The sequence below is a fragment of the Endozoicomonas montiporae CL-33 genome, from assembly GCF_001583435.1.
GTDB lineage: Bacteria > Pseudomonadota > Gammaproteobacteria > Pseudomonadales > Endozoicomonadaceae > Endozoicomonas_A > Endozoicomonas_A montiporae.
In genome coordinates this window covers 2,815,863-2,829,911 of record NZ_CP013251.1, presented here as the reverse complement: position 1 = coordinate 2,829,911, position 14,049 = coordinate 2,815,863, and the positions used below count along the sequence as shown (strand labels likewise).

The following is a 14,049-nucleotide window of genomic DNA, read 5'->3' as shown; positions in this document are numbered from 1 at the left end:
AACGCAGCTCCCGTGATTCATAATGGCTGCGCAATTAATGTTTAGAAGGTGGAGTTGGTATTACTTGAGGGCTCAAAAGTGGCTACAAGACAAATTGTAATGGATACGGAAACCACGGGTATTGACCCGAAAAGTGGACACCGTATCGTCGAAATCGGTTGTGTCGAAATGATCGACCGTAAGCTGACCGGTAACACATTTCATGTGTACATTAACCCTGAAAGGGAAATGGATGCCGAGGTTATTGCCGTACACGGTATTACCAACGAGTTTGTAAAAGATAAACCGTTGTTCAATGAAGTTGCCGATGACTTTCTGGCGTTCGTCAAAGATTCGGAAATGATCGCCCATAACGCGACCTTTGACGTTAACTTCCTGAACCATGAGCTCAAGTTGCTCAGACGCGGATTAGGCAAAGTAGAAGACTACTGTTCTATTACAGACAGTCTGGAACTGGCCCGGAAAAAGCATCCGGGTCAGAAGAACAATCTGGATGCCCTGTGTAAGCGTTATTTTATTGATAACTCTTCCCGGGTTTTTCACGGCGCACTGCTTGACTCTGAAATACTGGCTGAAGTCTATCTGGCGATGACCGGCGGGCAGACGTCATTGCTGCTGGGCGGAATTGGTGGTGATGATGTGGATGGTTCAACCATCCGTCGTCTGCCTGAAGGGCGGACTCTGACCCGTGTGATCAAAGCGTCTGACGATGAACTCAAACTGCATCGGGAAAAGCAGGAGAAAATCGGACAGGATATTTCATTGCTTTAACCTTTCTTTGCCCCGTACCTCTCGGTACGGGGCTTTCATGTGTGCCGAGCATGTTGCACAGCTTGGGGGTGAAAGTCCCCTGCCCAGCCAGATGAGGGCGAAGGGCTAGCGAAGCACAAGGTTTGTATCGCGAGGTGCAGACTGAAGGCAGTGTGGAGCAAAACTGCGAGCTGACGAATAGAAATCGGATATGAGGCTGTCTGCGTGAGGACGAGTCAGCATGTGATGACGAAGTCCCATACTCATCCGGACACTCGGACAGTAAATCCGGCAGTTGTGCAGGGAAGGCGGTGTAACTTACCTCGGGAGGTCTGTCTGGTGTCTGATATTTCAGACTGAGGTCATCGTAAGATGTCCTGATCGCCATACAGAAGTCAGCAGACGGCATAGTAGCTGGCGAAGTCAGTGAAGGCCTGAACGGTTAGAGCGGTGATTAGTTTCTGTTTCTCGATATATCGGACGCAGACAAAGGCCAGCAAACACTGGTGCTCATGCCAAGCGGTGACGGCGGAACCGAAAGCTGCAAGGTCATAAGAGCTGAGACTATATCGGCATTACAGGATTACAAAAGCCCGGCGGGTGGTGTGAGTCATATGTCTTGTATCACTGACCCTTCCATTGTCATGTTTGTGCTGATGGTAGACGCTTAACTAACCGAAACGCCCAGTACGGACCCGTACGCTGGGTGTTGTGGGAGGAGTGGAGCCGCGAGGCTCCACCCTATCCCGATTCATTAAACTCTTATTAACCATCAGATAACTCAAAAAGTATCTGGTCTGTCTACTCAGAACCCGCTAAATATGAAATGCTGTTTAAAACAGGTTTTTGCACCTGTTGGTGTTTGATATTGATTGACGGCTTTTTATGACTCAAATGTACAAACCTCTTATGGGACGTGACTCTGGCCTCGAACCGGAACTCTGGCTGGTCGTAGGTAAAGGCTGTGTCTTTCACTCCGAGCCTGACCAGTGGCTTTGGACAGACAACCGACTTTTTAAAGATTCTGATCAGGTGGTGATAGGGTATTTCGACGACAAGCCCGTTGCTGTTACTTATCAGAAGGATATTCCCTCGGCGGATCAGACGCCTCTTCGGTCAATTCTCTCTCTGCAGCATGAGGGCTTAACCCTGTTGTTGAGTCATGGACTGCAGATTCTGACAGCTGAAAGGGACCACCGGTTTTGTGGTCGTTGCGGTAGCCGGTGCGATGGAAAGGCAGGGGAGTGGGCTATGGTCTGTAATCGTTGCAGTGCTCATTATTATCCAAGGATTTCACCTTGCATCATTGTGCTGGTTCACCGTGGAGATGAAGTATTGCTGGTGATGCACAATCGGCATGTACGAGATAATCCGGTGTTTACAACCGTTGCGGGTTTTATTGAACCGGGCGAAAGTGCAGAAGAAGGTGTGATCAGGGAGGTTATGGAAGAGACAGGCATTAAGGTAAAAAATCCCGAGTACCGATTCAGCCAGAACTGGCCATTTCCTCATTCCTTGATGCTGGGCTTTCATGCGGAATATGAGTCCGGTGACATTCTTCTGGATTCAAAAGAACTTTCTGACGGCGACTGGTTCCATATCGACAACCTGCCGGACATCCCTCCGGGCTTCACCATAGCCCGAAAATTAATCAATTATTTTATACAATCATAATTCAGATCTTTAATAAAATAACAAAAACCTCTGAGTTCAATCGGAAGCACTAAGTAATAACGATGGACTGATTGTTAATCAGTCCGCTATAAGCGATCGGGCAAAGGTCAAACCGTTTTTGCCATTCCATTTATCAGGTAGACAACCGCCAAATCAGTTATGCTATGCCACTGTGAAAATAGTTACTGAATGGAGGCTCACTTGGAGTATCTGGCAGAATACGGTTTATTTCTGGCCAAGGCATTAACGGTCATCGTTGCACTGGTCGTCGTGGTGGTAGTGTTCACAGCTGCTGGTTCAAAGGCAAAAAAAGCCAGAAAGGGACATCTTGAAATCGATAAACTGAACGATCATTACAAGGAACTCCGGGAAGGCTTGGAGCACTCACTGCTGACTGCAGACGAGTTAAAACAACAGGCAAAAGATAAAAAGAAGCAAGATAAAGCGGATAAAGCTGCTAAAAAGAAATCAAAAGACAAAGAGGAGAAAGAAACACGTCCACGTCTTTATGTTTTGGACTTTCAGGGTGATATAAAAGCCTCAGCTACCTCTTCTCTGCGTGAAGAAATTACGGCTGTTCTGGGTATTGCCAGAAAAGAAGACGAAGTTCTTGTACGTCTGGAAAGTGGAGGAGGGCTGGTGCATTCCTACGGTCTGGCTTCTTCCCAGTTACAGCGTATTCGTGACAAAGGCATCAAGCTGACCATTGCGGTTGATAAAGTGGCCGCCAGTGGTGGCTATATGATGGCTTGCACTGCCGATAAAATACTGGCAGCACCTTTTGCGGTTATTGGTTCTATTGGAGTGATGGCACAACTGCCAAACCTGAATAAGCTACTTAAAAAGCACGATGTCGATATCGAGCTACACACCGCCGGTGAATATAAGCGTACCCTGACAGTTTTGGGTGAAAACACCGAGAAGGGCAGGGAAAAATTCAAGCAGGATATGGAAGACACCCATCAGCTGTTTAAGGACTTTGTCCAATCAGCACGGGAACAGGTCACTATCGAAGAGGTCGCAACGGGTGAAATCTGGTATGGACAAAAAGCCATCGAGAAAAACCTTGTGGACGAAATCAAAACCAGTGACCAGTACATCTATGACCAGGTAGACAGCGCCGATATTATTCATGTGGCTTACACCATGAAGAAAGGTCTTCCCGAAAAGCTGGGTCTGGCGGCTCATCATGCCGTGGACACAACATTACTCAAATGGTGGGAAAGGCTTTCAGCAGACCGGGTTCACTGACTCCATTCTTTTTTTAGAGCCATTTAATAATGGCTCTCCTTTCCTTAGAGGCTGTTTCAAAAGCTATAGACCACTGACTCAAGAAAATTCGTACACAATGTATTACCCTTCATAGAGTTTCTTTGATGGAGGGTTCTCCATGTACCCCTCAGATTTGACTGATGACCAGTGGAAAGTCATTCAGCCCTTCTTCCCCGATCCGGGATATGACCAACCCAAAAATGGCAGACCCAGAGAGTGGGCTTATCGACACATTCTGGATGCGATTATCTATGTTGATAAAACAGGCTGTCAGTGGCGACAGTTGCCTTCTGACTTCCCGCCTTGGGGAACCGTTTACACCTATTTCCGAAACTGGCGGCTCGATGGAACCTGGAAGAAATTACACGACGCTTTGAGAGACAAAGTAAGGCTGAGTGTTGTCAAATTAGCTCAACCAACTGCTGCCAGCATTGATTCTCAGAGTGTAAAAACCTCAGTAAAAGGGGGGCCGGGGTTATGACGGAGGCAAGAAGATCAATGGTAGAAAGCGCCATATAGTTGTAGATACGCTAGGTCTGATTCTGGTTCTTTGGGTTCATTCAGCTTCTATCAGTGACAGCCTTTCTGGAGAGATATTGCTTGCCTGTGTGATCAAGCACTTTAAGAAAATCCGTAAGGTTTGGGCAGACTGCGGTTACAGAGGGTATCTGGAAGAGTGGTTTTATCGGAGAAAGCCAAGACGAGAGCTGGAAATCACAAAGCGCCCACGGGGTAAATGCCAAAGACATAACAGCAGCCCTTATGTGGAATAACGACCGAGCTTACTTCTTTCTGAATAATCAGCAGTGTATCCGCTATAGCATCGAAAATGACCAAATCGACAGTGGCTATCCGGCAGCAACCAATAACAGCAGTTGGCCCGGTCTGTTAGCCCCCTGAATGGTTTTATCTGATAAAAAACCTCCGCTTTGTCGGAGGTTTTCAGTCTCTTCTAAGCTTTTCGTTGATGGCAATGGGCGATTCAAACCGGAATACCACCACATAGGAGGATAAAATCAGAGTCATAATGGCCGTTGCCTGAATAACATGAGAGGCAATTTCCCCGAGCAGCATTTGCCCTGCAGCCAGAACTGCAATCAGGATCGAAAACTCGCTGGTTTGTCCCAGGCGAAACCCAACTTCCCAGGCTGTAGATTTCTTTTCGCTGACGCGTTTAAGCAACAGACCAAAAATGCCCGGCTTCATCACCATGCAGACAACACTCATAGCCAGTGCGGGAATAAAGACTTCTCCCAACAGGCTCAGGTTAAAGCTGGCGCCGATTGAGAAAAAGAACAATACCAGAAAGAAATCACGCAGTGGCTTCAGGTTAATCGCAATATATTGGGCGATAGGACTGGTTGCGATGCTGATACCGGCAATAAACGCTCCTATTTCGTAGGAGAGGTTCAGCGCATGCGCCAGTTCGGCAAAACCCAGACACCAGCCAATGGCCAGCAGAAACAGGTATTCGTGAAAACGGTCGAACTTTGCCATCAATGGTAACAACAGCAGTTTAACCGCAAGAAATGCACAGAGGATCAGCAAGGGCAGGGCAGCCATTGCCATTAAGATATCAAACCGGCTATTGCTGAAGCCGCCATCAAAGTTATAAAGAAGCAGCAATACCAGAATGGCCATTAAATCCTGCAGGAGCAACAGGCTGACCAGTAGCTCACCGGTGTGCTTGTGGTGCAAAACCGTTGTCGGAAGCAGCTTGATGCCAATGATAGTACTGGAAAACATCATGGTGGCACCACAGATGATGGCTTCTGTCTGGGTAAAACCAAACAGGCATCCCATAAGATAACCGGCAGCAGCAAACACCGCCGAGCTTAACAAACCCACCGTTGCTGTTTTTTTCAACAGGTGAGCCAGATGAGCTGGCTGCATATCCAGGCCAAGCAAAAACAGCAGGAAAATAATGCCGACATGGGCAATGTCATTCAGCAAGCCAGTGTCGGTGACCAGCTCTGCACCATAGGGTCCGAATACTGCACCCAGAACGATATAGGCAACAATCAGTGGTTGCCGGGTGAATAGTGCTGCAGAGGCAAGCACAGCTGCGCCACTGAAAATAAGAAAGAAAGAAAAAAGCAGGGAACCACTTTCCATTTATAATCGCCCGCAAAACGTATTATCAATAATATGACTTAAACAGACAGTGCAGGGTAGCGATCACTACGAATAAGCCGAAATAAAATGCAGTATACACGTAGCCTTCGGCTTGTGAGATAAAAATCTCAATAGAAATAAGACAGTACGTTTGTTTTATATAGTGCCTGTCCGGAAACCCTCAAGCACTTGAATACAGAAGCCTGCAGCCCCATATAGTTCATGAAGATTTCCCAAAACAGGCTGTTTTTCTCAATTTATGCGCCAAACCATCAACCCACAAATGCAGCTGGGAGAGATTGATATCTCTGCCATCACCTTCGACGCCAAATCGAGGGACGATATTCCCCGGCTATTGCGGGCTTTACAGCACATATGGACAAATATCGAACTGCGTAATCAGGTTTTTCAGGTACTCGATACCATGACCACCACTGACCAGAACAATGGTCGTCCCGGTATGGAGTTCTGGAAAATACTGGTGCTTGGCACACTTCGTTTGGTTACTAACTGCGACTACGACCGTCTGAGAGAGCTTGCCAATGAACATGGTTCTCTTAGACAAATGCTTGGCCACGGTCCTTACTGTACGCGCTCTTACCATATACAGACATTGCAGGATAATATCAGCCACTTCACCCCTGAAATTCTCGATCAGATCAATCAGGTCGTCGTGGCAGCAGGCCATATGCTGGTTAAAAAAAAGACGAACCGTTACATGGCCGTGCCGATTCGTTCGTAGTTAAAACCGATGTCCACTTCCCTACGGATATCAGCCTGTTGAGCGATGCTTGCCGCATCAACCCTTGCTGAACAATACCAGCTTCCGGGGTGGCGCCAGCGTGAATATCTCAAGAATCAACACCGTAAGCGTTACCACAAAGCGCGGAACCTGAAACACTCCGGCGCTTCCTGTGAGCTGAAAAAGCGCCTGCGACAGCACGATATTGAGATGGCTCATGTTGAGTACATCAAGTACAGCAGCGCCGTTCTGCACAAGGCGGAAGTGACCTTGTCTTTGTTGGTGAAGAAACAACCCGATGAACCAAGGCTGGAAAATCTCAAATACCACATTGCTCACGGCAAGCACCAGATAGCTCTGATTTACCGGCGAGTTATTGAGCACGAACAGATTCCCCATAGCGAGAAGATATTCTCGATTTTTGAACCACACACCGAGTGGATCAGCAAAGGCAAGGCCGGTACACCGGTAGAACTGGGGCTACGAGTTTGCGTGCTACAGGATCAATTTGGTTTTACTTTGCATCATCAGGTCATGCAAAAGCAAACAGACGACCAGGTTACTGTACCTATGGCAGAAGATGCTAAAAAGCGGTTTCCAGCATTGAATCAGGTGAGCTACGACAAGGGTTTCTGGAGCCCGGACAATCTTGAGAAGTTGGAAGCTCTTCTTGAACGTCCGGTTCTGCCCAAGAAAGGCAGACTGTCAGCCAGTGACAAAAAGCGTGAAACCCATCTGGAATTTATCCGGGCAAAAAGAAAACACTCAGCCGTGGAGTCGGATATAAATGCATTGGAATCCAACGGCCTCGATAAGTGTCCGGATAAAGGCATTGAGGGCTTTAAGCGATACGTTGCACTGGCTGTTGTTGCCGGCAATCTGAAACGGTTGGGCAAACTTCTTCTGACCAGAGATCGTCAATAGCTTTTCAGCCAGCTACCGGTCAGTTTTTGTTTTATCATGCCTGGCATGAGGGTTTTGCACGCTTCAGAAGTGGCATTTTTGCTTTTACTTCACGCTGCTGAGTACAAAAAATAGCCTCTACTTGCCATAACAGTAGAATTCAGCTGCGATGGGTGCATGACAGCCAGAATTCGCTGCGAATTTTCTGAGGTTTTCTGACAGGCACTATATAAACGAAGCATTTAATGATTTTTAATGAACCAGACCCACAGTGACTGTGCAGCCTGTGAATCTGATTCTTTTTCTAACGTCAGTCAGGCAAGCACCTGACATGCTTCACGCTCAAGATACAGCGCTTTTCGTGAATCACTGGCATTCTGATAGCTGAGTGAAAAGCTGGACAGTGCCTTAAAGGCTGCATCGGTATTTTGATCCGCCTTGAGTAGAAAGCTACTGAAACCGCAGCGTTGCATGAAAAACAGCTGATCCACCAGCACATCACCCACAGCTCTTATTTCGCCCTGATAACCACAATGCTCGCGCAGGTATCTGGCATGGGAAAAGCCCCGGCCATCCAAAAACACGGTGAAATCAATGGCAATACCATCAAACTGATCCAATTCAGATTCAATATCCGACAAATCATCATCAGGAAAAATATAAAGCAGCTTGCGAAGTCCGGCGAGATCAAGCCTTTGTTTATCTGCCTGCCACTCTTTCTGCATTTCTATCTTAAGCAATGATCTTGGAACCAGTGCTTCACGGTGTTCATTCGTCAGAATCAGATCGCTTTGCCAGACTACACTCTGATGTTCGTGTAATTCACCATCTTTAAGCAGCTTTCTGTCCATACACCTTCTCCTTGAATGGCTCCAATCCCAGTCTCAGGCTGGTATCAACAAAGCGTTCACCTTCGTGTCTGCGCTCAAGATAAACCGACATCAATTGCTTGATGACATCAGGCACTTCCTCCCGCTTAAACGAAGGTCCAATAATTTTGCCCAGCGAGGCAGACTTGGCTGATGAACCGCCAATCTGGATTTGATAGTACTCTTCACCTTTGCGATCCACGCCGAGAATACCGATGTGACCCACGTGGTGATGGGCGCAGGCATTCATGCAGCCGGACAGGTTAAGATCCAGCTCGCCAATATCATGCAAATAGTCGAGATCTTCAAAATACTGCTGGATTTCTTCTGCCAGAGGAATAGAACGGGCATTGGCCAGCGCACAGTAATCTCCTCCGGGGCAGCAGATGATATCGGTCAACAATCCGCGGTTTGGTGTTGCCAGACCGATGTTGTCCAATGCCTGCCAGAGTTTCGGTAACTCATGCTGTGGTACATCCGCGAAAACCAGGTTTTGTTCATGGGTAACGCGCAGCTCGCCATAGCTGTACTGGTCTGCAAGATCTGCAATGACGTCCAACTGTTCAGCAGACACATCACCGGGCGCGTCTGATGTGGCTTTTAATGTCAGAGTGACAGCACTGTAACCTGGTTGCTGATGGGGAGAGACATTTTGTTTCAACCAGCGCTGAAAACTGGCTGAGCCTTGCAATGAAAGATCATTGAAGTCCTGATCAGCCAGGGAGTCATAGTCAGGACGGGTAAAGTGGGCAGAAACCCTGTCGATTTCCTGCTGATTTAAGGGCTCGGTCACGGCTCTGATTCTGTGCCACTCTTCTTCAACCTGACGGGCAAAGACTTCAGGCGTCATCGCCTTTACCAGTATCTTGATGCGAGCCTTATATTTGTTATCCCGTCTGCCATAAAGGTTATAGATTCGCAGGGTGGCATCGAGATAGTTAAGGAGCTGCGCAGGTTCGAGGTCTTCCTTGATAACAGAGCCAATGACCGGCGTCCGACCCAGTCCACCACCCGCAAGAATACTGATGTTAATCTTTCCTTCGCGATCCCTGTGCAGATGTACGCCAATGTCGTGTACCAGTGTGGCTGCACGATCTTCTTCTGAACCGCAGACGGCGATTTTGAATTTTCTGGGAAGAAAGGCAAATTCCGGGTGAAAGGTTGACCATTGTCGGATGAGTTCACACCATGGACGGGGGTCAACGGTTTCATCGGCGGCAACACCGGCAAAAGGGTCTGTTGTCGTATTTCGGATGCAGGCACCACTGGTCTGTATGGCATGCATCTGTACAGTGGCCAGCTCGGCAAGGATATCAGGTACCTGTTCCAGCCTGGGCCAGTTTAACTGTACATTCTGCCGGGTAGTAAAATGCACATAGCCCTTGTCGTATTGACGGGAAATATCGGCCAGCTTCCTAACCTGACGGGTACTGAGCAAGCCATAGGGAATGGCGATCCGCATCATCGGGGCAAAGCGTTGAATATAGAGGCCGTTCTGTAATCTCAGTGGCAGGAACTGATCTTCAGTCATTTCCCCGGCGAGATAGCGACGAGTCTGATCTCTGAACTGATCAACCCGCTCATCCACTATACGCTGGTCGTATTCGTCGTATATGTACATGATGTTCTTTTTTTAATGCTGGTACAGAAGCCAGAGTAAACCTAAAGGTGCTTTACCTTATCAGTTTTCTAATAGAAGTAATAAAAACATTTATTCATATAACTATATTTAAACGGCTATATCTGTGCATTACTGCTCATCCGGTCTATCTGCTGTTGCTTCGATAAATGAGATAAGCTAGTTTGAATGAATACTGGATAATCAGAGGAAAATGATATGGCGAGTGAGAAAACAATGAATGACAGCACTGTGGATGCAATAGCTGCGATTGCCATCATTACCGTTGTTGTGGTGGCTGCTGTGTTCTGGGTCAGTCATCAGTAGGTCATCAACGTTCAGGAAGCGGATACCGTCAATATCGTTTTTACGATAACCACCAGCACGGTAACAAACAACACTGTTCCAATAATACCGGCAATAATGAAGTCCGCCGGTCTTCCCTGATTAAAATCACGACTCAGATTTTTTTTACTCTGGACGCCAAAAGCAGATGCAAAAGCACTTTGCAGAATGGCTTTGACCCCTGTACCTTTTTCCCGTTTCTTTTGCATAGAATGCGACCCGGCTAAATACCCAATATCGTCTGGTATTTTAAAGACAGATTCAATACTGACTGGTTAATATACATACGATCACCATTGTCAGCAGACCGACTAAAGATTCATTTTCCTGCTTATTTAATCCTTCAATCGGACAGACTATTCTGTACTGTTCTGTTGCTGTCCCCGCTACCGGGATTATGCTGCACTGATCTGTATGCTCCGGGCTCTGGACAGAAGCCGACAGATAATCGTAGTAATGCTGGCTGTCGCGTAGATAGTCAGAATATTGAAGCTGATCAGAGGTTTGAATGTAGATAAACTTTAATGCCGTCGCCCATTTGAGTATCTTCAACTCGATGGATGAAAGTGCCGTGCGAACAATCAGTCCTCGCCTCATACTACCTGTCACATATGGGAACATACCTGTTTTATGGATTGATTCCGTCAGTTGAGTCAGGCAAAGAAGTACAGCAATATTGGTGCCGTAATACACAAAAGGATCGGCAATGTCACTGCTGGCCACTTCTGTTAATGCATCTGCAATGCCGTAGCCAGCCAGTTTACCGATTTTACCTGTAAACGATGAACTCAGGCCGTCCAGTGCTGGCAAGTGCCCAAGGTCATTCAGGCCACTTAAAAATAATCCTGTACTGATAAAGATAATCCCGCTGGTGAAATAACCACAGGCTTTACTTTCACACAGTGGCATTTGTGCTGCTGTTCCTTTGTATACATGCCCCAGCATCGACGACATATATATTTTCGGGACAGCAAGCCAGAAGTAAGGCTTACTGCCAGGTGCCATACCGCTGTGTCTGAACCAGAGGCCAATAACGACAGGAGCATAAAGTAGTGCTGATGAGTAATGGGAAAGCCCTGATGCCTTCATATCAATATCCAGTAATTTTGTACTGGTTTTTATGGCATAGATTGTCAGTATCGTTGGCAGGTCGGCTTTCTCATAGTTGAAGTCTTCATTATGCTGATAAGCAGCTGGTGTTAAGAACATAAAAGCCATGACGGTTCTTAAACCCGCTGTTTTTTCAGAAACAAATAAGCTGGCAAAGTAACGTGATGAGTAGATCATTGCACCACAGAATTGTTTGCTGTCGATCAGCTCGCTCAGACGGCCTTTACCCAGATTCATTTCGATCCGGGGCCATTCAAATGAGTAATAGGGTGAAGGGTTCTCAAACGACTGTTCTGCATTGAACAGAGGATCATTTTGATCTGGAAATGACTCTAGTTTCAGGTTTCCGCTCTCGTCTTCAAGCAACTTGATCGTGTGCAAAGCCGGATACTCTTCAGTAAAGTCTTGCTGCATGCTGTAAAAGACATAAGCGCTGGCAAAGGCATTGGCAATATTATCAAGATTTTGCGAAGAGTATTCCTTGGCAGTGGCTGATTTTACAACCAAAAAGAAAACAACAAGAAAGGTTGAGAAGACAGTGGGCAGATAATGCAACTGACGGGCCTTACAGCAAAGTGACTGTTGTAAGCGGTGGCCTGCAGAAAGTGGCATTGTGGTTTTATGACCCTTTGTTTATGCAACAGAAGGCTGGGGTAAGAGACAGTAAGCCAGAATACTATAGCTTACTGTCTGGCTTTTTCTTAATGGCAATGCTCATTCATTTGATACGACTCAGTGGTTGCACCAATGGCGGGGGTTATGAAGCAACCAGTATGTATGGGTATTTTGTAGCGACTGCTGGCTTTCTCATATTCATCATGAAATTGTTTGCTATCTCTATTAAGGAACAAATCAACCGATTTGCTGGCGCTGTACAAAGCCTCAGTAGTATATTCACTAGCCAGGTCAGCGGCTAAATCTTTTGACAGAATTGCCAACGGGATCGCATGAGACATAAGAACACCGGTTCCCTCGATAACAATATCAAGATGTGCACCATTTCTGGCATTAATATGGAATGCTCCGTCCGGGGTGATCAGGTTTCTTGAATAGAAGGCGCTGAATGTCAAAATACCTGCTGACATTTTAAGAGTATCTCTGGTTAGAGGATCGTCAGACAGTGAGCCAGCAAATTTCATGGCTGCACTACTCATACCCATACCACCTGCCTCCGCAATATTTTCAACAAACACTGAAAGAAAGCCTTCTCCCAGCCAGTTATCTTGGTTCAGCATCAGCCAGGTGGAAGTAAGGCTCATGGCAGTAACCATCGCCATGCAGAGCTGCTCTTGTCGATCTTTGCTGATGGTTTCTTCAAGTTCCAGGCGGTTCACACCGAGTTTGCAGGTGCTGACGAGTGCATCAACAAAGATATAGGCAGCAGATACCGTTGCGGCACGGGGGAGCTGTTCACGAAAATAACGGTTGTATTTTTGCGATGTACTCATAGTTATATAATCAGCTGCAATATCATCAGCAACAAGCTTGAGTCTTTTAGCCTCTGACAGTTCTTCCGAGATACTGTTTGAGATATCCATGCTGGTTAAGCCGGTAATGGCACCGATGCTCAATGCAGCCATCAAGCCCGAAGCGGCACCACCTTTAGCCATAACTTCACTGGTGTCTTCTTTAAATCCTGCTTTAATGAATTTGTTCTGGGCAAGACCAGCCATCACTTTCGTCAAGGTACTGGTAACCGCTACGGATTTGATAAATTTTGATGCGGTTTCCGACATCGTCAGAGCCTTTGAATCCGGTATATTATGATTCAAATAGCCTTCAAGCGTCAGGTCGATAGCCATCATAGTGAGACTACTGGCAATTTTTCCCTGGGAATTAAGCCAAAGATCTTGATCTGTTGAGGTGCCAGTATTTATAGGTTGGGGAGCCGGAGAGGCTTCACTGTTATTCAGATTTATCTGCTGATTGTAATCTAAAGGAACTGTGGCGAACGTTTCGCGTGGCGAAGCCCAGTTTTCAGGATCGGTGGAAGTATCTGTCGTTCTAAAAAGCTCGGTATACACGTCGCTGACATCTTGACCAGCATTGAATATGGTGGAAACGGTGTGTGATAGAGCCAGCATCTCCAGCTGTTTTAAGCTCAGCAGGTTGAGTGTGTTGAAGAAGCCGCCAACAAACCAGCTAACACCCAACGGCAGCACTTTTTTGGAGTACTGTAACCACGCCTGATTGTTGTAGTAATAATAGTTTTCATTGTAAGTCGCCAAATACTGATCTAGCTTGGAAAGCTGTTTTTTACTCGTAGATGATTTCAGAGCCTTTACATCGACCTCTGACTGATTGACGTTATAGTTATGCTCAAACCTGACGATATTGGCATCTGGCATTTCATCCTGATCGATGCATTCAAAAAGAACAGGTCTGGATTTAGTTTCATTAAGATGGGTTTCAAGCTGGCAGGTCTGCCCGAAAACAGGTCTGGAAAAAATGGCAAGCAGTGTAACAAGCAAAGCAAACAGATTCAGAAATCCATAATGCAAATAGTTCTGATTATGCAGGGTCAATCGAGTAATCATTATTTCTATACCGCCGAACAGTTTATTTGTTTCTTAAAGCAAGCGTCCTGACTTTGTTGGTTCTTTTGACAAATAAGGAATTAGTATAGAAAGGAATTGGTGCTTCTGATGATT

General features: G+C 46.5%; 12 protein-coding genes and 1 pseudogene. 7 read left to right on the top strand and 6 right to left on the bottom strand.

The features are described from left to right. The first annotated feature begins 99 nt into the window (after positions 1 to 99). The 6 genes from dnaQ to EZMO1_RS28150 all read left to right on the top strand — a co-directional run bounded on the left by dnaQ (position 100) and on the right by EZMO1_RS28150 (position 4,469). Positions 100 to 771, top strand: coding sequence for a DNA polymerase III subunit epsilon (gene dnaQ / locus EZMO1_RS13030; RefSeq protein WP_034872929.1), 672 nt, complete (start codon positions 100 to 102; stop codon positions 769 to 771). Positions 772 to 1,262: 491 nt separating this feature from the next. After that, the gene (locus EZMO1_RS26830) at positions 1,263 to 1,421 is read left to right on the top strand and encodes a hypothetical protein (RefSeq protein ID WP_160173990.1); all 159 of its coding nucleotides are present in this window, start codon (positions 1,263 to 1,265) and stop codon (positions 1,419 to 1,421) included. 214 nt (positions 1,422 to 1,635) lie between these two features. Next, the gene (nudC, locus tag EZMO1_RS13025) at positions 1,636 to 2,424 is read left to right on the top strand and encodes an NAD(+) diphosphatase (protein ID WP_082211594.1); all 789 of its coding nucleotides are present in this window, start codon (positions 1,636 to 1,638) and stop codon (positions 2,422 to 2,424) included. A 201-nt stretch (positions 2,425 to 2,625) separates the two neighbouring features. Then, positions 2,626 to 3,675 (top strand): protease SohB, encoded by a 1,050-nt coding sequence (sohB, locus tag EZMO1_RS13020; RefSeq protein ID WP_034873524.1) that lies wholly within the window; start codon positions 2,626 to 2,628, stop codon positions 3,673 to 3,675. A gap of 139 nt (positions 3,676 to 3,814) precedes the next feature. Beyond that, complete coding sequence (locus EZMO1_RS13015) at positions 3,815 to 4,177, top strand: IS5 family transposase (protein ID WP_051789305.1); 363 nt, start codon at positions 3,815 to 3,817, stop codon at positions 4,175 to 4,177. Positions 4,178 to 4,190: 13 nt separating this feature from the next. After that, on the top strand, positions 4,191 to 4,469 hold the full coding sequence (locus EZMO1_RS28150; RefSeq protein WP_082211596.1) for a transposase: 279 nt from the start codon (positions 4,191 to 4,193) through the stop codon (positions 4,467 to 4,469). Positions 4,470 to 4,638: 169 nt separating this feature from the next. On the opposite strand, the gene EZMO1_RS13010 is transcribed toward EZMO1_RS28150, so the two are convergent. Next, on the bottom strand, positions 4,639 to 5,811 hold the full coding sequence (locus EZMO1_RS13010; RefSeq protein WP_034872930.1) for a cation:proton antiporter: 1,173 nt from the start codon (positions 5,809 to 5,811) through the stop codon (positions 4,639 to 4,641). Positions 5,812 to 6,070: 259 nt separating this feature from the next. Between EZMO1_RS13010 and EZMO1_RS25560 the strand changes: the two are divergent. Further along, a pseudogene (locus EZMO1_RS25560) lies at positions 6,071 to 7,477 on the top strand (ISNCY family transposase). A 293-nt stretch (positions 7,478 to 7,770) separates the two neighbouring features. On the opposite strand, the gene EZMO1_RS12995 reads toward EZMO1_RS25560, so the two are convergent. The 5 genes from EZMO1_RS12995 to EZMO1_RS12975 all read right to left on the bottom strand — a co-directional run bounded on the left by EZMO1_RS12995 (position 7,771) and on the right by EZMO1_RS12975 (position 13,935). Then, positions 7,771 to 8,307 carry a DUF934 domain-containing protein gene (locus EZMO1_RS12995; RefSeq protein WP_051789308.1) on the bottom strand — a complete coding sequence of 179 codons (537 nt, stop codon included), beginning with the start codon at positions 8,305 to 8,307 and terminating at the stop codon, positions 7,771 to 7,773. Next, positions 8,288 to 9,946 carry a nitrite/sulfite reductase gene (locus EZMO1_RS12990; RefSeq protein ID WP_034872931.1) on the bottom strand — a complete coding sequence of 553 codons (1,659 nt, stop codon included), beginning with the start codon at positions 9,944 to 9,946 and terminating at the stop codon, positions 8,288 to 8,290. Before EZMO1_RS12990 ends, EZMO1_RS12995 begins: the two co-directional genes overlap by 20 nt. 335 nt (positions 9,947 to 10,281) lie before the next feature. Then, a complete protein-coding gene (locus tag EZMO1_RS12985; RefSeq protein ID WP_034872932.1) occupies positions 10,282 to 10,497 on the bottom strand; it encodes a DUF2970 domain-containing protein in 216 nt (71 codons plus the stop codon). A 52-nt stretch (positions 10,498 to 10,549) separates the two neighbouring features. Next, positions 10,550 to 12,010 (bottom strand): hypothetical protein, encoded by a 1,461-nt coding sequence (locus EZMO1_RS12980; RefSeq protein WP_034872933.1) that lies wholly within the window; start codon positions 12,008 to 12,010, stop codon positions 10,550 to 10,552. A gap of 89 nt (positions 12,011 to 12,099) precedes the next feature. Continuing rightward, positions 12,100 to 13,935: a hypothetical protein gene (locus EZMO1_RS12975; protein WP_034872934.1), complete on the bottom strand. Its 1,836-nt coding sequence runs from the start codon at positions 13,933 to 13,935 to the stop codon at positions 12,100 to 12,102. Between the last annotated feature and the right edge of the window lie 114 nt (positions 13,936 to 14,049).

What these genes read in the sequence shown, in the direction of transcription:
- dnaQ (WP_034872929.1), top strand. Translation starts at nt 100, where the DNA reads ATGGATACGGAAACCACGGGTATTGACCCGAAAAGTGGACACCGTATC.
- EZMO1_RS26830 (WP_160173990.1), top strand. Translation starts at nt 1,263, where the DNA reads ATGCCAAGCGGTGACGGCGGAACCGAAAGCTGCAAGGTCATAAGAGCT.
- nudC (WP_082211594.1), top strand. Translation starts at nt 1,636, where the DNA reads ATGACTCAAATGTACAAACCTCTTATGGGACGTGACTCTGGCCTCGAA.
- EZMO1_RS13015 (WP_051789305.1), top strand. Translation starts at nt 3,815, where the DNA reads ATGTACCCCTCAGATTTGACTGATGACCAGTGGAAAGTCATTCAGCCC.
- EZMO1_RS13010 (WP_034872930.1), bottom strand. Translation starts at nt 5,811, where the DNA reads ATGGAAAGTGGTTCCCTGCTTTTTTCTTTCTTTCTTATTTTCAGTGGC.
- EZMO1_RS12995 (WP_051789308.1), bottom strand. Translation starts at nt 8,307, where the DNA reads ATGGACAGAAAGCTGCTTAAAGATGGTGAATTACACGAACATCAGAGT.
- EZMO1_RS12990 (WP_034872931.1), bottom strand. Translation starts at nt 9,946, where the DNA reads ATGTACATATACGACGAATACGACCAGCGTATAGTGGATGAGCGGGTT.
- EZMO1_RS12985 (WP_034872932.1), bottom strand. Translation starts at nt 10,497, where the DNA reads ATGCAAAAGAAACGGGAAAAAGGTACAGGGGTCAAAGCCATTCTGCAA.
- EZMO1_RS12980 (WP_034872933.1), bottom strand. Translation starts at nt 12,010, where the DNA reads ATGCCACTTTCTGCAGGCCACCGCTTACAACAGTCACTTTGCTGTAAG.
- EZMO1_RS12975 (WP_034872934.1), bottom strand. Translation starts at nt 13,935, where the DNA reads ATGATTACTCGATTGACCCTGCATAATCAGAACTATTTGCATTATGGA.